Annotated in this window: 23 protein-coding genes; 2 read left to right on the plus strand and 21 right to left on the minus strand. The window is 61.7% G+C overall.

Annotated elements, in window-relative coordinates; all coding sequences use genetic code 11:
* Nucleotide 1 precedes the first annotated feature (1 nt).
* The 18 genes from rplE to rpsL all read right to left on the minus strand — a co-directional run bounded on the left by rplE (nucleotide 2) and on the right by rpsL (nucleotide 11,193).
* Nucleotides 2-592: a 50S ribosomal protein L5 gene (gene rplE, locus RMO81_RS07055; RefSeq protein WP_310475101.1), complete on the minus strand. Its 591-nt coding sequence runs from the start codon at nucleotides 590-592 to the stop codon at nucleotides 2-4.
* On the minus strand, nucleotides 585-905 hold the full coding sequence (gene rplX / locus RMO81_RS07060; protein WP_310475102.1) for a 50S ribosomal protein L24: 321 nt from the start codon (nucleotides 903-905) through the stop codon (nucleotides 585-587). Before rplX ends, rplE begins: the two co-directional genes overlap by 8 nt.
* Complete coding sequence (rplN, locus tag RMO81_RS07065; RefSeq protein WP_310475103.1) at nucleotides 905-1,273, minus strand: 50S ribosomal protein L14; 369 nt, start codon at nucleotides 1,271-1,273, stop codon at nucleotides 905-907. The genes rplX and rplN overlap by 1 nt, the downstream gene beginning before the upstream one ends.
* A gap of 111 nt (nucleotides 1,274-1,384) precedes the next feature.
* A complete protein-coding gene (gene rpsQ, locus RMO81_RS07070) occupies nucleotides 1,385-1,621 on the minus strand; it encodes a 30S ribosomal protein S17 (protein WP_310475104.1) in 237 nt (78 codons plus the stop codon).
* A gap of 3 nt (nucleotides 1,622-1,624) precedes the next feature.
* Nucleotides 1,625-1,843 carry a 50S ribosomal protein L29 gene (rpmC, locus tag RMO81_RS07075; protein ID WP_310475105.1) on the minus strand — a complete coding sequence of 73 codons (219 nt, stop codon included), beginning with the start codon at nucleotides 1,841-1,843 and terminating at the stop codon, nucleotides 1,625-1,627.
* Between the two features lie 4 nt (nucleotides 1,844-1,847).
* Nucleotides 1,848-2,276, minus strand: a complete 429-nt coding sequence (rplP, locus tag RMO81_RS07080; RefSeq protein ID WP_017666966.1) for a 50S ribosomal protein L16 — start codon at nucleotides 2,274-2,276, stop codon at nucleotides 1,848-1,850.
* 13 nt (nucleotides 2,277-2,289) lie between these two features.
* The gene (gene rpsC, locus RMO81_RS07085) at nucleotides 2,290-2,985 is read right to left on the minus strand and encodes a 30S ribosomal protein S3 (protein WP_022680029.1); all 696 of its coding nucleotides are present in this window, start codon (nucleotides 2,983-2,985) and stop codon (nucleotides 2,290-2,292) included.
* Nucleotides 2,985-3,371 (minus strand): 50S ribosomal protein L22, encoded by a 387-nt coding sequence (rplV, locus tag RMO81_RS07090; RefSeq protein WP_310475106.1) that lies wholly within the window; start codon nucleotides 3,369-3,371, stop codon nucleotides 2,985-2,987. The genes rpsC and rplV overlap by 1 nt, the downstream gene beginning before the upstream one ends.
* Complete coding sequence (rpsS, locus tag RMO81_RS07095; protein ID WP_310475107.1) at nucleotides 3,371-3,646, minus strand: 30S ribosomal protein S19; 276 nt, start codon at nucleotides 3,644-3,646, stop codon at nucleotides 3,371-3,373. The genes rplV and rpsS overlap by 1 nt, the downstream gene beginning before the upstream one ends.
* A gap of 6 nt (nucleotides 3,647-3,652) precedes the next feature.
* Entirely contained in the window at nucleotides 3,653-4,495 is an 843-nt protein-coding gene (gene rplB, locus RMO81_RS07100; protein ID WP_310475108.1) for a 50S ribosomal protein L2, read from the minus strand.
* Between the two features lie 11 nt (nucleotides 4,496-4,506).
* Nucleotides 4,507-4,806, minus strand: a complete 300-nt coding sequence (locus RMO81_RS07105; protein WP_310475109.1) for a 50S ribosomal protein L23 — start codon at nucleotides 4,804-4,806, stop codon at nucleotides 4,507-4,509.
* Complete coding sequence (gene rplD, locus RMO81_RS07110) at nucleotides 4,799-5,422, minus strand: 50S ribosomal protein L4 (RefSeq protein WP_310475110.1); 624 nt, start codon at nucleotides 5,420-5,422, stop codon at nucleotides 4,799-4,801. Before rplD ends, RMO81_RS07105 begins: the two co-directional genes overlap by 8 nt.
* A gap of 2 nt (nucleotides 5,423-5,424) precedes the next feature.
* On the minus strand, nucleotides 5,425-6,201 hold the full coding sequence (gene rplC, locus RMO81_RS07115) for a 50S ribosomal protein L3 (RefSeq protein WP_310475111.1): 777 nt from the start codon (nucleotides 6,199-6,201) through the stop codon (nucleotides 5,425-5,427).
* Nucleotides 6,202-6,322: 121 nt separating this feature from the next.
* The gene (gene rpsJ, locus RMO81_RS07120; RefSeq protein WP_310475112.1) at nucleotides 6,323-6,625 is read right to left on the minus strand and encodes a 30S ribosomal protein S10; all 303 of its coding nucleotides are present in this window, start codon (nucleotides 6,623-6,625) and stop codon (nucleotides 6,323-6,325) included.
* Nucleotides 6,626-6,819: 194 nt separating this feature from the next.
* Nucleotides 6,820-8,010, minus strand: a complete 1,191-nt coding sequence (gene tuf, locus RMO81_RS07125; protein ID WP_310475113.1) for an elongation factor Tu — start codon at nucleotides 8,008-8,010, stop codon at nucleotides 6,820-6,822.
* A gap of 160 nt (nucleotides 8,011-8,170) precedes the next feature.
* Entirely contained in the window at nucleotides 8,171-10,264 is a 2,094-nt protein-coding gene (gene fusA / locus RMO81_RS07130) for an elongation factor G (RefSeq protein ID WP_310475114.1), read from the minus strand.
* A gap of 72 nt (nucleotides 10,265-10,336) precedes the next feature.
* Nucleotides 10,337-10,807, minus strand: coding sequence for a 30S ribosomal protein S7 (rpsG, locus tag RMO81_RS07135; protein ID WP_310475115.1), 471 nt, complete (start codon nucleotides 10,805-10,807; stop codon nucleotides 10,337-10,339).
* Between the two features lie 14 nt (nucleotides 10,808-10,821).
* Nucleotides 10,822-11,193, minus strand: coding sequence for a 30S ribosomal protein S12 (gene rpsL, locus RMO81_RS07140; protein ID WP_017666954.1), 372 nt, complete (start codon nucleotides 11,191-11,193; stop codon nucleotides 10,822-10,824).
* Nucleotides 11,194-11,466: 273 nt separating this feature from the next.
* On the opposite strand from rpsL, the gene RMO81_RS07145 reads away from it, so the two are divergent.
* Entirely contained in the window at nucleotides 11,467-12,315 is an 849-nt protein-coding gene (locus RMO81_RS07145) for an enoyl-CoA hydratase/isomerase family protein (protein WP_310475116.1), read from the plus strand.
* A gap of 4 nt (nucleotides 12,316-12,319) precedes the next feature.
* On the opposite strand, the gene RMO81_RS07150 is transcribed toward RMO81_RS07145, so the two are convergent.
* Complete coding sequence (locus RMO81_RS07150; protein WP_310475117.1) at nucleotides 12,320-13,159, minus strand: TauD/TfdA family dioxygenase; 840 nt, start codon at nucleotides 13,157-13,159, stop codon at nucleotides 12,320-12,322.
* A 154-nt stretch (nucleotides 13,160-13,313) separates the two neighbouring features.
* Here RMO81_RS07150 and RMO81_RS07155 point away from each other — a divergent pair, with 154 nt between their 5' ends.
* Nucleotides 13,314-14,261, plus strand: a complete 948-nt coding sequence (locus tag RMO81_RS07155; protein ID WP_310475118.1) for a sulfotransferase domain-containing protein — start codon at nucleotides 13,314-13,316, stop codon at nucleotides 14,259-14,261.
* A 193-nt stretch (nucleotides 14,262-14,454) separates the two neighbouring features.
* Here RMO81_RS07155 and secA read toward each other — a convergent pair whose 3' ends face one another.
* On the minus strand, nucleotides 14,455-17,205 hold the full coding sequence (secA, locus tag RMO81_RS07160) for a preprotein translocase subunit SecA (RefSeq protein WP_310475119.1): 2,751 nt from the start codon (nucleotides 17,203-17,205) through the stop codon (nucleotides 14,455-14,457).
* A gap of 169 nt (nucleotides 17,206-17,374) precedes the next feature.
* Nucleotides 17,375-17,896 carry a PEPxxWA-CTERM sorting domain-containing protein gene (locus RMO81_RS07165; RefSeq protein ID WP_409049594.1) on the minus strand — a complete coding sequence of 174 codons (522 nt, stop codon included), beginning with the start codon at nucleotides 17,894-17,896 and terminating at the stop codon, nucleotides 17,375-17,377.
* Between the last annotated feature and the right edge of the window lie 10 nt (nucleotides 17,897-17,906).

Genomic DNA, 17,906 nt, shown 5'->3' on the forward strand with positions numbered 1-17,906 from the left:
CTCAGGCCGCCTTCTTTTCGAGGGTGTAACCAATGAACGGGAAACCGAACAGCGCCAGCAGCGCACGGGCTTCCTCATCGGTCTTGGCCGTAGTGGCCACGATGATGTCCATGCCGCGGACCTGATCGACCCGGTCATAGTTGATTTCCGGGAAGATCAGCTGTTCCTTGATGCCGGTGGCATAGTTGCCACGACCATCGAAGGACTTGGCGTTGAGGCCACGGAAATCGCGAACGCGCGGCAGCGCGATGGTGACAAAGCGATCAAGGAATTCATACATGCGCTGACGGCGCAGCGTGACCTTGCAGCCGATCGGCATGCCTTCACGCAGCTTGAACTGCGCAACCGACTTCTTGGCCTTGCAGATCACCGGCTTCTGGCCAGCGATCAGCGCCATTTCACCGGCAGCCTGATCGACCTTCTTCTTGTCCTGCGTGGCATCGCCGACGCCCATGTTGAGCACGATCTTGTCGATCTTCGGCACTTCCATCATGTTCTTGTAGCCGAACATTTCCACCATCTTGGGGCGGATCGTTTCAGCATACAAAGCCTGCATGCGCGGCAGGTCACTGGGGGTGAGATTCTCAGCCATCGATCTGGGCTCCCGACTTCTTGGCGATGCGCACTTTGTGCCCATCAACCATGGCGAAGCCGACGCGGGTGGGACCACCCGTGGTCGGATCTTTCAGCGCCACATTGGAAACAGCCATCGGGGCTTCAACGCGCTCGATGCCGCCTTCCGGGTTGGCCTGGTTCGGCTTGTTGTGACGAGTGATCAGGTTGACACCGGCCACCACAACCTTGCCGTCGCGCGGCAGGTTGCGGGTCACGGTGCCTTCCTTGCCCTTGTCCTTGCCGGACAGGACAATCACGGTGTCACCCTTCTTGATCTTCAGCGCGCTCATTACAGCACCTCAGGGGCAAGGCTGATGATCTTCATGTGCCCGGTGGCGCGCAGTTCACGCACCACTGGCCCGAAGATACGGGTGCCGATTGGCTCTTCATTCTTGTTGATCAGCACGGCAGCATTGCTGTCGAAACGGATCACCGAGCCGTCAGCACGACGGATATCCTTGGCGGTGCGCACCACAACAGCGCGGTGCACATCACCCTTCTTCACCTTGCCCTTGGGCTGCGCTTCCTTCACCGACACCACAATGATGTCGCCGACGCCGGCAAACCGACGCTTGGAGCCGCCCAGGACCTTGATGCACATCACCCGCTTGGCGCCACTATTGTCCGCCACTTCGAGGTTCGTCTGCATCTGGATCATGCGTTCGATCCTTCCATTAAGTCTGCCGATTCCGACCGGCAGACAGCTTCAAATAAAACCCGAAATGCCGGCTCAGCCGACCTTTTCGAGAACCTTCGCGAAAAGGTCGGTTTATCCGACCTTCTCCAGAACCTTCCAGGTCTTCAGCTTGGACAGCGGCGCGCATTCTTCGATGCGAACCGTGTCACCGGCCTTGATCACATTGCCCTCGTCGTGGGCGTGATACTTCTTCGAACGACGGATGATCTTGCCGTAAACCGGGTGAGCGACCTTGCGCTCCACCAGCACGACGATCGTCTTGTCGCCTTTGTCGGACACCACGGTGCCCTGCAATACACGCTTCGGCATGTGTTATGCTCCCAACGGCTGCGCGACGGCCTTGCGGGCCGATTGCAGCGTCTTGATGCGGGCGATCGTCCGGCGCACGATGCGCACACGGCCGGGCTTCTCCAGCTGGCCGGTGGCCGCCTGGAACCGCAGGTTGAACTGTTCGCGCTTCAGCTCGGAAAGCTGGGTGGCGAGTTGATCGTCGGTCGAAACCTTCAGATCGGCAAAAATCTTGTCAGCCATGGTCTTAGTCCTGTGTGGTCGGTTCGCCGAGGCGGACCACCATCTTGGTCTTGATCGGCAACTTGGCGGCAGCACGCTCGAAAGCGCCGGCAGCAACGTCGTACGGCACGCCGTCGAGTTCGAACATGATGCGGCCGGGCTTGACGCGGGCCACCCAATATTCCGGCGAACCCTTGCCCGAGCCCATGCGGACTTCAGCAGGCTTGGACGAAACCGGCAAATCGGGGAAAATCCGGATCCACAAACGGCCCTGACGCTTCATGTGACGCGAAATCGCGCGGCGAGCCGCTTCGATCTGGCGAGCGGTGATCCGCTCCGGCTCCATGGCCTTCAGGCCGAAGGCGCCGAAGTTCAGTGCCGAACCACCCTTGGCATCGCCATGGATGCGGCCCTTGAAGGCCTTGCGGAACTTGGTGCGCTTTGGTGACAGCATTTTTTTCTACTCCTCAGCGCGCCGGACGGACGCCAGAGGTCTGGGCTTCCATCATCAGGCGGTCCTGGGCCATCGGGTCGTGGCCAAGAATTTCGCCCTTGAAGATCCAGACCTTCACGCCGCACACGCCATAGGCAGTGTGGGCCTGATGTTCGGCATAATCGACGTTGCCGCGCAGGGTGTGCAACGGCACACGGCCTTCGCGATACCATTCGGTGCGGGCGATCTCAGCGCCACCCAGACGACCCGAACAGGTGATCTTGATGCCTTCGGCGCCCAGACGCAGGGCCGATTGCACGGCACGCTTCATGGCGCGACGGAACGCGATGCGGCGCTCCAGCTGATCGCACACACCGGCGGCCACCAGCTTGGCATCGATTTCCGGCTTGCGGATTTCAACGATGTTCAGGCTCACGTCGCTGCGGGTCATCTGAGCGATCTGCTTGCGCAGCTTCTCGATGTCAGCGCCCTTCTTGCCGATGATCACGCCGGGGCGCGCAGCAAAGATGGACACGCGGCACAGCTTGGCCGGACGCTCGATCACCACCTTGGAGATGGCGGCCTGGCCGTGATGCTTGATGATGAACTCGCGGATGCGCAGATCTTCCAGCAGCAGGTTGCCGTACTCGTCGCCCTTGGCAAACCAGCGGCTGTCCCAGGTGCGGTTGATCTGCAGGCGCAGACCGATGGGGGACGTCTTGTGACCCATTAGTTTGCTCCCTCTTCATCGGCTTCGCGCACGACAACGCGCAGGCGGCTGAACGGCTTGGTGATGGCAGAAGCCCGGCCACGCGCACGCGGCGTGAAACGCTTCATGGTGATCGCCTTGCCAACGCTGGCTTCTTTGACGAACAGCGCATCGACATCGAGATTGTGGTTGTTTTCAGCATTGGCGACGGCCGAAGCCAGCACCTTGCGCACATCGATCGCCATCGCCTTGCGGCTGAACTGCAGGATGTTGAGCGCGTCCGAAGCCTTGCGACCACGAATGAGACCAGCCACCAGGTTCAGCTTGTAAGCCGAGCCGCGGATGGTGGTGGCAATGGCCAGTGCCTCACGGTCACCAACCTTGCGGGGGGATTTGGGCTTGGACATCAGCGCTTGCCCTTCTTGTCGGCGGCGTGGCCGGGGAAGAAGCGCGTCGGCGCAAATTCGCCCAGCTTCATACCCACCATGTCTTCATTGACGGTGACGGGGATGTGCTTCCTGCCATTGTAAACGCTGAAGGTAAGACCAACGAACTGCGGCAGGATGGTGGAGCGGCGCGACCAGGTCTTGATCGGCGCACGCGCACCGGAGCCCTGTGCGGCTTCGGCCTTCTTCAGCAGCGAGAGTTCCACAAAGGGACCCTTCCAGACGGAGCGGCTCATGCGCGCTTACCTCTTCTTCTTGGCGTGACGCGAACGGATGATCATGTGATCCGTCGCCTTGTTCGAACGGGTCTTGGCACCCTTGGTCGGCTTGCCCCACGGGGTAACCGGGTGACGACCGCCCGAGGTGCGGCCTTCACCACCGCCGTGCGGGTGGTCGACCGGGTTCTTGGCAACGCCGCGGGTCAGCGGACGATAGCCGAGCCAGCGATTGCGACCGGCCTTGCCCAGGTTCTGGTTGCTGTTGTCCGGGTTGGACACAGCGCCAACGGTGGCCATGCACTCGGCACGGACATAACGCTGCTCGCCCGAGTTCAGGCGAACCATCACCATGCCCTTGTCGCGGCCCACAACCTGCACGAAGGTGCCGGCGGCGCGGGCCATCTGGCCACCCTTGCCGGGCTTCAGCTCGACGTTGTGGACAATGGTGCCAACCGGCATCTGGCCGATTTCCATCGCATTGCCCGGCTTCACGTCGACCTTCTTGCCGGCGATCACACTGTCACCAACGTTCAGGCGCTGCGGCGCGATGATATAGGCCTGGGTGCCTTCCTTGTCGGCGTACTTCACCAGCGCGATGAAGGCCGAACGATTGGGGTCATACTCCATGCGTTCGACGGTCGCGGCGACGTCCCACAGACGGCGCTTGAAATCGACGATGCGATACAGACGCTTGTGACCGCCGCCAATGCCGCGCGCGGTGGCGTGGCCCTTGTTGTTGCGGCCGCCGGTCTTCTTCAGACCTTGCGTGAGCGTCTTGAGCGGGCGACCCTTGTGCAGGGCCGAGCGGTCGATCAGTACCAGGCCGCGTTGGCCGGGGCTGGTCGGATTGAATTTCTTGAGTGCCATTGTCCCTGCCCTCAGATGCTGGTGGTCACGTCGATGCGATCGCCATCGGCAACCGTCACCACGGCCTTCTTCACATCAGACCGGCGATATTCCTGACCGCGCCACCGCTTGGTCTTGCCCTTGGCGACCATGGTGTTCACGGCCAGCACCTTGACGCCGTAAAGCGCTTCGATGGCTGCCTTGATCTGCGGCTTGGTGCTGTCCTTGGCGACCTGGAAGACCACCTGGTTGTACTCGGACACCAGGGTGGACTTCTCGGTGATCACCGGCTTCACCACGATGTCGTAGTGCTTGAGATCGATGTTAGCCATTGACCCGGGCCTCCAGAGCCGAAACGGCAGCGCGGGTCAGGACCAGCGTGTCGTGCTTGAGAATGTCATAGACGTTGGCGCCGATGGCCGGCAGCACGTCGATGTGGGGCACGTTGGCCGAAGCGCGGGCAAAACCGGCATCAACCGCAGCGCCGTCGATGAACAGGCCGGACGTGATGCCCAGCGCGCCCATCGAAGCCAGGAAAGCCTTGGTCTTGGCTTCACCAAGATTGAGGTCTTCCACCACGATCAGCTTGCCTTCCTGGGCCTTCACCGACAGCGCGGTGGCCAGGCCAAGACGGCGGATCTTCTTGTTCAGCGACGGATCGAAATCACGCACGCGTGGGCCGTGGGCCTTGCCGCCGCCGATGAACTGCGGCGCAGCGCGGTTACCGTGACGAGCACGACCGCCGCCCTTCTGGTTGCCCAGCTTCTTGCCGGTGCGCGAGACTTCGCTGCGTTCACGCGACTTGCGGGCGGTGCCGCGACGCTTTTCCAGCTGCCACGTCACAACGCGGTGCAGGATGTCGAGGCGCGGTTCCTTGCCGAACACGGCGTCCGAAAGTTCCAGTTCGCCGGCATCGGCCGCGGACAGGGTCTTCACCTGAATCTTCATGATCAGGCCTCCGTGTTTTCTTCGCCAGCGGCGGGAGCGGTATCAACCACGTCCGTCACTGCGATGTCGTTGGGGGCGATGTCGTTGGGGGCGATGTCGTTGGCAGCCAGCTTGAGAGAAGCCGGATACGGAACGTCGGCGTGACGCGGCACCTTGACGGCATCCTTGATGAGCAGCCAGCCGCCCTTCGAGCCGGGGACGGAGCCCATCACGAAGATCAGGCCGCGCTCGACGTCGGTCGACACGATTTCAAGATTTTGCTGGGTGCGCTGCTTGGCACCCATGTGCCCGGCCATCTTCTTGCCCTTGAAGACCTTGCCCGGATCCTGGCGCTGGCCAGTCGAACCGTGCGAACGGTGCGAGACGGAAACGCCGTGGGTGGCGCGCAGACCGCCGAAGTTCCAGCGCTTCATGACGCCGGCAAAGCCCTTGCCCTGGGTGATGCCGGTGACATCAACCATCTGGCCAGCGATGAAGTGATCAGCAGAAATGGTGGCACCCGGTTCCAGCACGGCATCAGCCGCCACACGGAATTCCGCGACCTTGGCCTTGGGCTCCACTTCGGCCTTACCGAAATGGCCGCGCTCCGGCTTCGTGGTATTCTTGGCTTTCTTCGTGCCAGCGCCAAGCTGGACAGCGGTGTAGCCATCGGTCTCGTCGGTTTTCACCGCGATCACCTGGTTGTTCTCGAGAGCGAGGACTGTCACCGGCACGTGCCGGCCATCATCACGGAAAATCCGTGTCATCCCCATCTTCTTCGCGATCACGCCAATGCGCATGATCTTGTCCTTTCATCAGAGGCCCAAATCCTGTTTCCAGGTCCCCGGCGGATTTGCCGGGGAGGGGCGTGACCCTTCCAAATTCGCTCCGCGTATTTGGTTGGGACGGTTACTTGCCGAGTTAGATTTCCACGTCCACGCCGGCGGCGAGGTCGAGCTTCATCAGCGCGTCCACCGTCTGCGGGGTCGGGTCAACAATGTCGAGAAGGCGCTTGTAGGTGCGCACCTCGAACTGTTCACGGCTCTTCTTGTCGACGTGCGGCGAGCGGTTCACGGTGAACTTCTCGAAGCGCGTCGGCAGCGGAATCGGACCACGGATGGCAGCACCCGTCCGCTTTGCGGTGTCGGCGATCTCACCGGTGGCCAGATCGAGCACACGGTGATCAAAAGCCTTCAGGCGGATGCGGATGTTCTGAGCGTCCATGGCACCAATCTTGTCAAATAGCGTTCAAAAAAAACGAACCAGCGCGACCCCAACGGAAGGTCGGGTTTGCACCGGCCGCTTAGAAATTCTTGCCCCTGGATTTTCAGCCGTGGAGCCCGGCTTTTATCATCTGCGCGGTGTTTCCACGCGCTGACGAATCAGGGCCGCTCCCCTAGGGAAGCGGCCCTTTACACTCACTTGATGATAGAAGCAACCACGCCGGCGCCAACGGTACGGCCGCCTTCGCGAATGGCGAAGCGCAGACCCTGATCCATGGCGATCGGAGCGATCAGCTTGACGGTCAGCTGGACGTTGTCGCCCGGCATCACCATCTCGGTGCCTTCCGGCAGCTCAACGGTGCCGGTGACATCGGTGGTGCGGAAATAGAACTGCGGACGATAGTTGGCGAAGAACGGCGTGTGACGGCCGCCTTCGTCCTTCGACAGCACATAGACTTCGGCGACGAAGTCGGTGTGCGGCTTGATCGAGCCGGGCTTGCACAGCACCTGGCCGCGTTCCACGTCTTCACGACCCACGCCGCGCAGCAGCGCACCGATGTTATCGCCAGCCTGGCCCTGATCGAGCAGCTTGCGGAACATTTCGACGCCGGTGCACACCGACTTGCGGGTGTCGTGGATACCGACGATCTCGATTTCCTCGCCAACCTTGACGATGCCCGATTCCACGCGGCCGGTGACCACGGTACCGCGACCCGAGATCGAGAACACGTCTTCGATCGGCATCAGGAACGGCTTGTCCAGCGGACGCTCCGGCTGCGGGATGAAGCTGTCGACAGCCGCCATGAGCGCCAGGATGGCTTCACGGCCCAGCTTTTCGTTGGTGCCGTTCAGAGCGCACACGGCCGAACCGCGAACGATCGGAATGTTGTCGCCATCATAATCGCGCTTGGAAAGCTCTTCGCGGATTTCCATTTCGACCAGCTCGAGGATTTCCTCGTCGTCAACCAGATCGCACTTGTTCATGAAGACGACCATCGACGGCACGCCGACCTGCTTGGCGAGCAGGATGTGCTCCTTGGTCTGCGGCATCGGGCCATCGGTGGCCGACACGACCAGGATCGCGCCATCCATCTGCGCGGCGCCGGTGATCATGTTCTTCACATAATCGGCGTGGCCGGGGCAATCGACGTGGGCATAGTGGCGGTTGGCGGTTTCATATTCGACGTGGGCGGTCGAAATGGTGATGCCGCGCTCACGCTCTTCCGGGGCCTTGTCGATGTTGTCATACGACGTGAAGGTGGCGCCGCCGGTTTCAGCCAGGATCTTGGTGATCGCGGCGGTCAGCGAAGTCTTGCCATGGTCGACGTGACCGATGGTCCCGATGTTGCAGTGCGGCTTGTTCCGCTCGAACTTTGCTTTGGCCATGGCCTTGAACCTTCTTCCTTGCTCAACGTGTGAGGCGTTTAACGGTATGGGCAACGATTTTGGCGGATCCACAACGGAACCGCCTTTGCGGTGGTGTCAGCGGGGAACCGGCCGAATCATCGTGCCCGAGGCGCGCTGACTAGCCGGCTTTCGAGAAAAATCAAGCCAGCTTGAGCTTGATTTCCTCGGCCACGTTCGACGGAACTTCGTCGTAGTGGCTGAACTGCATGCTGTACTGGGCTCGGCCCTGCGACATGGAGCGCAGGTTGTTCACGTAACCGAACATGTTGGCTAGCGGCACCATGGCATCGATCACCTGGGCATTACCGCGGGTATCGGTGCCCTGGATCTGGCCACGGCGGCTGTTGAGATCGCCGATGACGTCACCCAGATAATCTTCCGGCGTCACCACTTCGACCTTCATGATCGGCTCAAGGATCTTGATGCCGGCCTTGTCGGCGGCTTCACGCATGCCGCCACGCCCGGTGATTTCAAACGCCAGGGCCGAGGAATCGACGTCGTGATAAGCGCCGTCATAAAGCGTGGCCGTGAAGTCGATCAGCGGGAAGCCGATCAGGTGGCCCGACGAAGCAACTTCGCGGATACCCTTTTCGACGGCCGGAATATATTCCTTGGGCACGTTGCCGCCCTTGACCTCATCCTTGAAGATGACACCCGAACCGCGCTCGCCGGGTTCGACAGTGAACTTGATGCGACCGAACTGGCCGGAGCCGCCGGATTGTTTCTTGTGGGTGTAATCCACGTCGACCTTGCGAGCGAGCGATTCACGATAGGCCACCTGCGGCGCACCGACGTTGGCTTCCACCTTGAATTCGCGGCGCATGCGATCCACCAGGATTTCCAAATGGAGCTCGCCCATGCCCTTGATGATGGTCTGGCCGCTTTCATTGTCCGACGTCACGCGGAAAGACGGATCTTCCTGCGCCAGGCGGTTGAGTGCGATGCCCATCTTTTCCTGGTCAGCCTTGGTCTTTGGTTCCACGGCGACTTCGATGACGGGTTCCGGAAATTCCATGCGCTCCAGGATGATCGGCTTCAGCGTCGAGCACAGCGTGTCACCGGTGGTAACATCCTTCAGGCCAACCAGCGCGACGATATCGCCGGCCAGGGCTTCCTTGATGTCTTCACGGTTGTTGGCGTGCATCAGCAGCATGCGGCCGATCTTTTCGCGCTTGTCCTTCACGCTGTTCAGCACGGTGGATGCCGCCTCCATCTTGCCCGAATAGATACGGGCAAAGGTCAGCGTGCCAACGAACGGATCGGTCATGATCTTGAAGGCCAGCGCGGCGAACGGCTCGTCATCCGAAGCGGCGCGGGTTTCTTCCACGTCCTTCAGGTTCATGCCAACCACCGGCGGAATGTCGAGCGGGCTCGGCAGATAATCCACCACGGCGTCGAGCAGCGGCTGCACGCCCTTGTTCTTGAACGCCGAACCGCACAGCACCGGCACGAAATCGAAATTCAGCGTGCCCTTGCGGATCAGGCGCTTCAGCGTGGCGGTGTCGGGCTCATTGCCTTCCAGATAGGCGGTCATCACGTCGTCGTCTTGCTCGACGGCCATTTCGATCAGCTCGGAACGGGCAACGGCGGCGGCTTCCGCCATGTCGGCCGGGATTTCCTTGTATTCGAACTTGGCGCCCAGGCTTTCTTCCAGCCACACGATGGCGCGGTTCTGCACCAGATCGATGAGGCCGATGAAATCGCCTTCAAGGCCGATCGGCAGATACAGAACGGCCGGGCGGGCGCCCAGGCGATCCTTGATCATCTCAACGCAGCGATTGAAGTTGGCACCGGTGCGGTCCAGCTTGTTGACGAAGCACATGCGCGGCACTTTATACTTGTCGGCCTGGCGCCACACGGTTTCGGACTGCGGCTCAACGCCGGCCACGCCGTCAAAGCAGGCCACGGCGCCATCGAGGACGCGCAAGCTGCGCTCCACTTCGATGGTGAAATCGACGTGCCCTGGGGTGTCGATGATGTTGATGCGATGATCTTCGCCATTGCCGTCGTCACCGCGCCAGAAGCAGGTGGTGGCCGCCGACGTGATGGTGATGCCGCGCTCCTGCTCCTGCTCCATCCAATCCATGGTGGCGGTGCCTTCGTGCACTTCGCCAATCTTGTAGGACTTGCCGGTGTAATACAGAATACGCTCGGTCGTGGTCGTCTTGCCGGCATCGATGTGGGCCATGATGCCGATGTTGCGATAACGCTCGAGTGGATGAGTGCGGGGCATGGGAAAGGGGCCTCGGTCTTGGGAAAACAGGATTTGAGGCCGGCACCGCAAACGGCACCGGCCCCAAAGGGATTACCAGCGGTAGTGCAAGAAGGCGCGGTTGGCTTCCGCCATCCGGTGCGTGTCTTCACGCTTCTTCACGGCAGAACCACGGTTGGCAGCGGCATCCATCAGCTCGGCTGACAGGCGGGCGGCCATGGTGTGTTCAGCGCGCTTGCGGGCAGCCGAGATGATCCAGCGAATGGCCAGGGCCTGGCCACGTTCCGGACGCACTTCGACAGGCACCTGATAGGTGGCACCACCAACGCGGCGCGAGCGCACTTCGATACCCGGGCGCACATTGGCCAGCGCATCGTGGAACACGCCCAGCGGTTCGCGGCGAGCCTTGGTCTCGATCACTTCCAGAGCGGAGTAGACGATCGATTCGGCGACCGACTTCTTGCCCTGCAGCATGACGAGGTTCATGAATTTGGAAAGCACCTGATCGCCGAACTTGGGATCCGGCAGGATAACGCGCTTTTCGGGGCGACGACGACGTGACATGATCTATATCCCCCTTACTTCGGACGCTTCGCGCCGTACTTCGAACGGCTCTGCTTGCGGTTCTTCACACCCTGCGTGTCGAGCACACCGCGAACGATGTGATAGCGCACGCCGGGAAGATCCTTCACGCGGCCGCCGCGAATCAGCACAACGCTGTGCTCTTGCAGGTTGTGGCCTTCACCCGGAATGTAGCCGATGACTTCAAAGCCATTGGTCAGACGGATCTTGGCCACCTTGCGGAGAGCCGAGTTCGGCTTCTTGGGGGTGGTGGTATAAACGCGGGTGCAAACACCACGTTTTTGCGGGTTGGCCTCCATGGCCGGCACCTTGTTGCGCGCCTTTTGCGGCGTGCGACCCTTGCGGATCAACTGGTTGATCGTTGGCATCGTCTCTCTTCTCGCTTCGGCATGTCTGCCACCATGGCAGGCCGCCTACTCCAGATCTGCCCCGTTGGTGATTTCTCACCACATAAGCGCGAAAAGGCCTCCCGAAACCGGAAGGCTTGTTCACGCACGGTGCCGTCTGTCGTATCCCCCGCTCAGCGTTGCCGCCGTTCAAGGATGCGCGCCTTTAGCGGCAATGCCCGGCCCGGTCAACAACGCTGGCTTGCGTCCGTTCTGCCGAATCGTAGACTGCGGCGGATTCAAGGGAGTCCCGCGATGGCCTACGACAGTTATACGCTTCTGCAGGTGCAGCAAGACGGACCGCTGGTCACCGCAACCATCAACAATCCGCCGATCAACCTCATCACCATGGCGCTGTTCGGCGAGCTGGCGCAACTGGCGATCACGCTGGAGGCCGATCCGTCGGTGCTGGTGTTCGTGTTGAAGAGCGCCGATCCGGATTTCTTCCTGGCCCATTTCGATGTCGAAGCGCTGATCGCCATGGCTGATGCGCCGGCGCCGCCAACTGACGAGGCGGCCCCAGATGCCTCAAACGCCTATCACGACATGTGCCACCGCTTCCGCACCATGGACAAGGTGACGATTGCCCAGATCGAAGGCCGGGTGGGCGGCGGCGGCGCCGAACTGGCGATGAACTTCGACATGCGCTTTGGCGTGATTGGCAAGACCATCATCAACCAGATGGAAGTACCGATCGGCATCCTCCCCGGCGGCACCGGCACGCAGAATCTGCCCCGCCTCGTTGGCCGGGCGCGGGCGATGGAGATCATCCTGGGCGGCATCGACGTGGATGCCGAAACCGCCGAACGCTGGGGCTGGCTCAACCGCGCCCTGCCCGCCGACGCCATCGACGCCCATGTGGACGCGCTCGCCCGCCGCATCGCCAGCTTCCCGGTAGACGCGGTGCGGTTGGCCAAGCAATCGGTTGGCAACGCCGTGCTGCCGATCACAGAGGGTTGCGCCAGAGAAGCCGAATTGTTCCAGACCTTGCTATTCAGCGACCCGACCCGCCACGCCATGCGCCGCTTTCTGGAACTGGGCGGCCAGACACGCGACGGCGAACTGCGGGTGGCGCAGATCAGCGCGGCGGTAGCGCGCGGCTGAAGCCTCAGCCCCTTGCCGGATCGTGGAAGGGCTTGCAGCCGGCGATGGTGACGCGTTCCATCACGCGGCGGGCAGGGAAATAGTCGCTGGCGGCGAAATGCTGGGTGGCGCGATTGTCCCAGAAGGCGATGCTGCCCGGTTGCCAGCGAAAGCGGCACTGGCGTTCGGGGTTTGACGCCGTGTCATAGAAATGCGCCAGCAGGCGCTCGCTCTCCAGCGGGCTGAGGCCTTCGATATGGCTGGTGAAGCCGGCATTCACAAACAGCGTGGGCGCGCCGGTTTCGGGGTGAGTGCGCACCACCGGGTGGCGCTGCGGCGGATATTTGGCGTGCAGTTCTTCGGGCGCCTTGCCCAGCTTCTTGGCAAACACCCGCGCAATATCGTGCACCGCCGTCAGGCTGCGGGCGATGCGCTGCATTTCCGTACTCAGCGACAGGAAGGCCAGGTGCATATCAACAAACAGCGTGTCGCCGCCCACTTCCGGCACTTCGATGGCGCGCAGGATTGATCCCAACGACGGCCGCTCGCGCCAGGTCACATCGCTGTGCCAGCCGTTTTCGGTGCCCCGGCTGTCTGGCCCGTGCGCGATGCGCAGGATTTCGGGGCTGGGTTGATCCTTGGGCGTGGCCGGATGGATTTCCAGATCGCCGAAATGGCGGGCAAATTCGATATGCTGGGCCGCGGTGATGGGCTGATCGCGGAAGAAGATCACCTTGTGGGTGAGCAGCGCCGCCCGGATCGCCGGCACCTGTGCCGCAATATCGGGCGATGCCAGATCAACGCCGTAAATCTCGGCACCGATGGCGGGCGTCAACGGCCGGATATCCAGCGCGCTCGTGGTCATTGCCGTCGCCATATTGCCCCCTCACCGCAGCAGCCAAGGCCAGAGTATCAATCCACCACCGCGCGCCAGCAAGCGCCAATTTGGTCAGGGCAAACTGGCCGCTGGCATCTGCGCCAAGCCGCGCTAAGCTCTGGCCAAACCGGGGGGAACGAACATGCTGATCCGCAAAGCCGAACGCGTCGTGCGCAGCTGGCACAGTGATAGCCGCGTCTGGGATCGGCTGGAGGCGCGGGCCGGCGATATCATCGTGTGCACCGCGCCCAAATGCGGCACCACCTGGACCCAGCGCATCGTTTCCATGCTGATGCTGCAATCGGCAGCGCCGGCGCCGGTAATGCAGATGCATCCCTGGCTCGATGCCTTTTTCATCCCCCACGATATCGTCATCCCGATGCTGAACGAGGCACCGGGTCGGCGGATGCTGAAAACCCATCTGCCGTTCGATGCAATGCCGTTCCACGATGATACGCTGTATATCCATGTCGCGCGCGATCCGCGTGATGCCTGCATGTCGTTTCACAATCATGAAAACGGCCTTTCCGATGACGCTTTGTTGCAGATGGATGCGCAGGGGCTGGCCATTCCAGAAATCGCAGCCCCCTACCCACGCCCGCCGGCAAATCCGCATGATTTCTTCCGGCGCTGGCTGCGCGATCCGGCCTTTGCCCCGTTCGATGATTGGACCAGTGCCGAATATTTCGAACTGCAACGCAGCTATTGGGCGGTGCGTAACCAGCCAAACGTGCTGATGGTCCACTACAACGATCTGAAGGCTGATCTGGACGGTGAAATGCGGCGCATCGCAGCCTTCATCGGTGTGGAAACGCCGCCGGCGCTGTGGCCCGATCTGGTTGATGCCGCCAGTTTCACGTCGATGCAGCGCGATGGCGATGCGATCCTGGGAATGGCGGCGCAAAGCTGGAAGGAAGGCAGCAAGACCTTCCTGCACAAGGGCACCAATGATCGCTGGCGCGGGCTGCTGACCGATGCCGACCTTGCCGATTATGACGCTGCCGCCAGTGCCGGCATGACGCCTGCCATGCGCGCCTGGACTGAAGGCGGCACCCACCAGACTGGCGATCCCAGAACGTTGGCGGATTAAGGCTGCAGCGGCCGGAAGACCCAAGAAAAACAGGCCTCCGGCGGGCAGGCCTGAGGCCTGCACCCAATTGTTTTTTTCCCTCGATGCCCAAATTTCGTCGCCGGACGCGCACTAGCAAAAGTGGGTCCAGGGGCTCAGCCCCTGGCCGCCGGAGGCCCGCTTCCTGATCAGTTCAGGCCAATGAGATAGGCTATTACAGCGCGCCGTGACAATGCTTGAACTTGCGCCCCGATCCGCACGGGCATTCGGCGTTGCGGCTCACTGTCTGCCGCCATTCCTCGACCTCTTCAGGATCGATGTCGATCATCTCGGCCGCATCTTGCGCGGCGGCCAGCATGCCAGCGGGCAACGCAGAACCAAACGCGTCAAAATTCAGCGTTGGGCCAGCTTCGTTCTGGCCGGTGGCCGGATCGATGTGGGTGGTGATGAACGACGGCAATTCGGGTGCCGGTTCATCAGCGGCCAGCGCAAACTGCGCGTTGGCCAGCATGCGGGTCACATCTTCGCGCACGTTCTGCAACATGCGTTCAAACAGGGCAAAGGCCTCGCGCTTGTATTCGTTGATCGGCGTCTTCTGCGCATAGGCGCGCAGGTGGATGACCGAACGCAGCGAATCCAGCGTCGCCAGATGCTCCTTCCAGTGATGATCCAGCGCCTGCAGCAGGAAACTCTTTTCGATGCTGATCCAGGTGTCTTGCGGCAGTTCGGTCGCCTTGGCCGCGACCAGCGCATCTGATTGTTCGATCAGGCGATCAACCACGATTTCGGGATCAATGCCCTCTTCCTTGGCCCAGGCCGCCACATCAACCGACAGGCCCAGCGTGCCGGTCACATCGTCCTGCAGGCCGGCCACATCCCATTGTTCAGGATAGCTGCCCATCGGGCAGCGGGCAGCGACGATGGCATTCACCGATTCGTGGCGCATGTCGATCACGACATCACCCACGGTTTCGCTATCCATCACGTCGGCGCGCTGTTCATAGACCACCTTGCGCTGGTCGTTCATCACGTCGTCGTACTGCAGCAGCTGCTTGCGCACGTCGTAGTTGCGGGCTTCGACCTTCTTCTGGGCGGTCTCGATGGCTTTCGAAATCCACGGATGGATGATCGCCTCGCCCTCTTCCAGGCCGTTGTTCATCAGGCGGGTCAGCATGTTCTGCTGGCCAAAGATGCGCAGCAGATCATCGTCCAGCGACAGATAGAAACGCGACAGGCCGGGATCGCCCTGGCGGCCCGAACGGCCGCGCAGCTGGTTATCGATGCGGCGGCTTTCGTGGCGTTCGGTGCCCAGCACGAACAGGCCGCCGTTGGCCTTCACCTGTTCACGCTCGGCCAGCACCTCGGCCTTGATCCGCGCTTCGGCAGCCTGGCGCTCAGGGCCAGCGGGCATGCCGGCCAGTTCGCGGGCGATGCGGGCTTCTTCGTTGCCGCCCAATTTGATGTCGGTGCCGCGGCCAGCCATGTTGGTGGCGATGGTGACGGCGCCGATGCGACCGGCGTCTTCCACGATCACGGCTTCCTGCTCGTGATAGCGGGCGTTCAGCACCACGTGCTTGACGTCCTGCGCCTTCAGATAGTCCGACAGCATCTCGCTCTTTTCGATCGAGACAGTGCCAACTAGCACCGGCTGCCCGCGTTCCTGGGCGCCGCGAATGGCCTTCACGATGGCTTTGAACTTGTCGTCGGCGTTCTTGTAGAATTCATCGTCCACATCGATGCGCAGCACTTCGACGTTGGTGGGGATTTCCACCACGTTCAATTTGTAGATGTCGAAAAATTCCGCCGCTTCGGTGGCGGCCGTGCCGGTCATGCCGCCCAGCTTGGGATACATGCGGAAATAATTCTGGAAGGTGATGCTGGCCAGCGTCTGGTTTTCCGGCATGATCTGCACGCCTTCCTTGGCTTCGACGGCCTGGTGCAGGCCTTCGGACCAGCGGCGGCCATCCATCATGCGGCCGGTGAATTCATCGATGATGGTCACCTTGTCATCACGCACGATATAATCGGTGTCGCGGCGGAAGATGATGATCGCGCGCAGCGCCTGGTTCAGGTGGTGAACAACCTGCGTGTTTTCAAAGTCGTAAAGATTCTCGCCTTCCAGCAGCCCGGCAGCGCTCAGCATGCGCTCCACCTTTTCGGTGCCGGCTTCGGTGATGATGACGGATTTCTGCTTCTCGTCGACCTCGACATCCTCGCGCACCAGCAATTTCACCACGTCGTTGACCTGGGTATAAAGCTGCGACTTGTCGTCGGTGGGGCCGGAGATGATCAGCGGAGTGCGAGCTTCATCGACCAGCACGCTATCGACTTCATCGACGACTGCGAAATTGAATGGCCGCTGCACCATCTGCTCACGCGTGTATTTCATGTTGTCGCGCAGATAGTCGAAGCCGAATTCGTTGTTGGTGCCGTAGGTGATGTCGCTGGCATAGGCCGCGCGGCGGGTCTGGTCATCAACGTTGGGCACGATCACGCCCACGCTCAGCCCCAAAAAGCGATAGATCTGGCCCATCCACTGCGCATCGCGGCTGGCGAGATAATCGTTCACCGTCACCACGTGAACGCCCTTGCCCGCCAAGGCGTTCAGATACACCGCCAGCGTGGCCACCAGCGTCTTGCCTTCACCGGTGCGCATTTCGGCGATTTCGCCGCGGTGCAGCACGATGCCGCCGATCATCTGCACATCGAAATGCCGCATGCCCAGAACGCGTTTTGATGCTTCGCGCACGGTGGCAAAGGCTTCGGGCAGGATATCATCAAGCGACTTGCCGGCTTCAAGCTCGGCCTTCAGCTTGGGCGTCTGCGCCTGCAATTGCTCATCGGTGAGCGCGCTGATCTGGGCTTCCAGATCGCCAATGCGCTTCACGATCGGCCGCAGCGATTTCAGATAGCGATCATTCGACGATCCGAAAATCGCCTTCGCGACCTTGTTCAACCCGAGCATTCGGCAACTTTCCAGACACAAACCAATAGGCCGCCCGGATAGGGCCGCCCGTCATGCGGTTCAGATAGGTGCGCCACCCCAAGGTGTCAACGAAGGGGGCCGAAACGAAACGGGGCGGCACCAGATCGGCACCGCCCCACTTTCAGGCACATCGGCCGTAGCCGGCGTGTCAGGCGGCGATTGCCCGGCGGCGGCGCGCAGCCGCGCCCACCAGGCCAAAACCGGCGATCAGCATCGCCCAGCTGGCTGGTTCCGGCACGGCGCCCGTACCGATCGTCACGTCATCCCAGCCGAAACTGGACAGGGCCGACCCGACCGCAACGCTGCGGCCCGTACCGGCAAAACTCACCGTCCACAGTGTGAATGCATTCGGGTTGGCCAGCGCACTGGTGATCGTCACGCTGCCCAGCAGGCTGCCCGCGCCGCCGAGGCCGCTGAAAACCGACACCTGCGAGTCTGCGAACGCTCCGGCGCTAAAGCTGAGCGAAGTGAAGCCGGGCGCGTAGTCGAAGCCGGCAGGGGCGCCGCTGTTGAAGGCAAAGTTCGGAGCCGACGTCTCGCCGAAACCGTTCCCCACCTCGAAGTTGGTGAAAACCAGGTCGTTCACCGTGCCGACCTGCTGACCAGCGGTGAGATTGTCAAAATTGACGACAATCGTGGCTGCCTGGGCAGCCGGCGCGGCCAGCGTCAAAGCGGCGGCG

This window comes from Sandarakinorhabdus sp., assembly GCF_031422795.1.
Classification (GTDB): Bacteria; Pseudomonadota; Alphaproteobacteria; order Sphingomonadales; family Sphingomonadaceae; genus Sandarakinorhabdus.

Excerpts from the sequence above, each read along its gene's own strand:
- tuf (WP_310475113.1), bottom strand. The coding sequence starts at position 8,010 with ATGGCCAAAGCAAAGTTCGAGCGGAACAAGCCGCACTGCAACATCGGG.
- rpsG (WP_310475115.1), bottom strand. The coding sequence starts at position 10,807 with ATGTCACGTCGTCGTCGCCCCGAAAAGCGCGTTATCCTGCCGGATCCC.
- rplB (WP_310475108.1), bottom strand. The coding sequence starts at position 4,495 with ATGGCACTCAAGAAATTCAATCCGACCAGCCCCGGCCAACGCGGCCTG.
- rpsL (WP_017666954.1), bottom strand. The coding sequence starts at position 11,193 with ATGCCAACGATCAACCAGTTGATCCGCAAGGGTCGCACGCCGCAAAAG.
- rplE (WP_310475101.1), bottom strand. The coding sequence starts at position 592 with ATGGCTGAGAATCTCACCCCCAGTGACCTGCCGCGCATGCAGGCTTTG.
- fusA (WP_310475114.1), bottom strand. The coding sequence starts at position 10,264 with ATGCCCCGCACTCATCCACTCGAGCGTTATCGCAACATCGGCATCATG.
- RMO81_RS07150 (WP_310475117.1), bottom strand. The coding sequence starts at position 13,159 with ATGACCACGAGCGCGCTGGATATCCGGCCGTTGACGCCCGCCATCGGT.
- secA (WP_310475119.1), bottom strand. The coding sequence starts at position 17,205 with ATGCTCGGGTTGAACAAGGTCGCGAAGGCGATTTTCGGATCGTCGAAT.
- RMO81_RS07155 (WP_310475118.1), top strand. The coding sequence starts at position 13,314 with ATGCTGATCCGCAAAGCCGAACGCGTCGTGCGCAGCTGGCACAGTGAT.
- rplP (WP_017666966.1), bottom strand. The coding sequence starts at position 2,276 with ATGCTGTCACCAAAGCGCACCAAGTTCCGCAAGGCCTTCAAGGGCCGC.
- rplC (WP_310475111.1), bottom strand. The coding sequence starts at position 6,201 with ATGCGCATTGGCGTGATCGCGAAGAAGATGGGGATGACACGGATTTTC.
- rpsJ (WP_310475112.1), bottom strand. The coding sequence starts at position 6,625 with ATGGACGCTCAGAACATCCGCATCCGCCTGAAGGCTTTTGATCACCGT.
- RMO81_RS07105 (WP_310475109.1), bottom strand. The coding sequence starts at position 4,806 with ATGGCTAACATCGATCTCAAGCACTACGACATCGTGGTGAAGCCGGTG.
- RMO81_RS07145 (WP_310475116.1), top strand. The coding sequence starts at position 11,467 with ATGGCCTACGACAGTTATACGCTTCTGCAGGTGCAGCAAGACGGACCG.
- rpsS (WP_310475107.1), bottom strand. The coding sequence starts at position 3,646 with ATGAGCCGCTCCGTCTGGAAGGGTCCCTTTGTGGAACTCTCGCTGCTG.
- rplV (WP_310475106.1), bottom strand. The coding sequence starts at position 3,371 with ATGTCCAAGCCCAAATCCCCCCGCAAGGTTGGTGACCGTGAGGCACTG.
- rpsQ (WP_310475104.1), bottom strand. The coding sequence starts at position 1,621 with ATGCCGAAGCGTGTATTGCAGGGCACCGTGGTGTCCGACAAAGGCGAC.
- rplD (WP_310475110.1), bottom strand. The coding sequence starts at position 5,422 with ATGAAGATTCAGGTGAAGACCCTGTCCGCGGCCGATGCCGGCGAACTG.
- rpsC (WP_022680029.1), bottom strand. The coding sequence starts at position 2,985 with ATGGGTCACAAGACGTCCCCCATCGGTCTGCGCCTGCAGATCAACCGC.
- rplX (WP_310475102.1), bottom strand. The coding sequence starts at position 905 with ATGAGCGCGCTGAAGATCAAGAAGGGTGACACCGTGATTGTCCTGTCC.
- rpmC (WP_310475105.1), bottom strand. The coding sequence starts at position 1,843 with ATGGCTGACAAGATTTTTGCCGATCTGAAGGTTTCGACCGACGATCAA.
- rplN (WP_310475103.1), bottom strand. The coding sequence starts at position 1,273 with ATGATCCAGATGCAGACGAACCTCGAAGTGGCGGACAATAGTGGCGCC.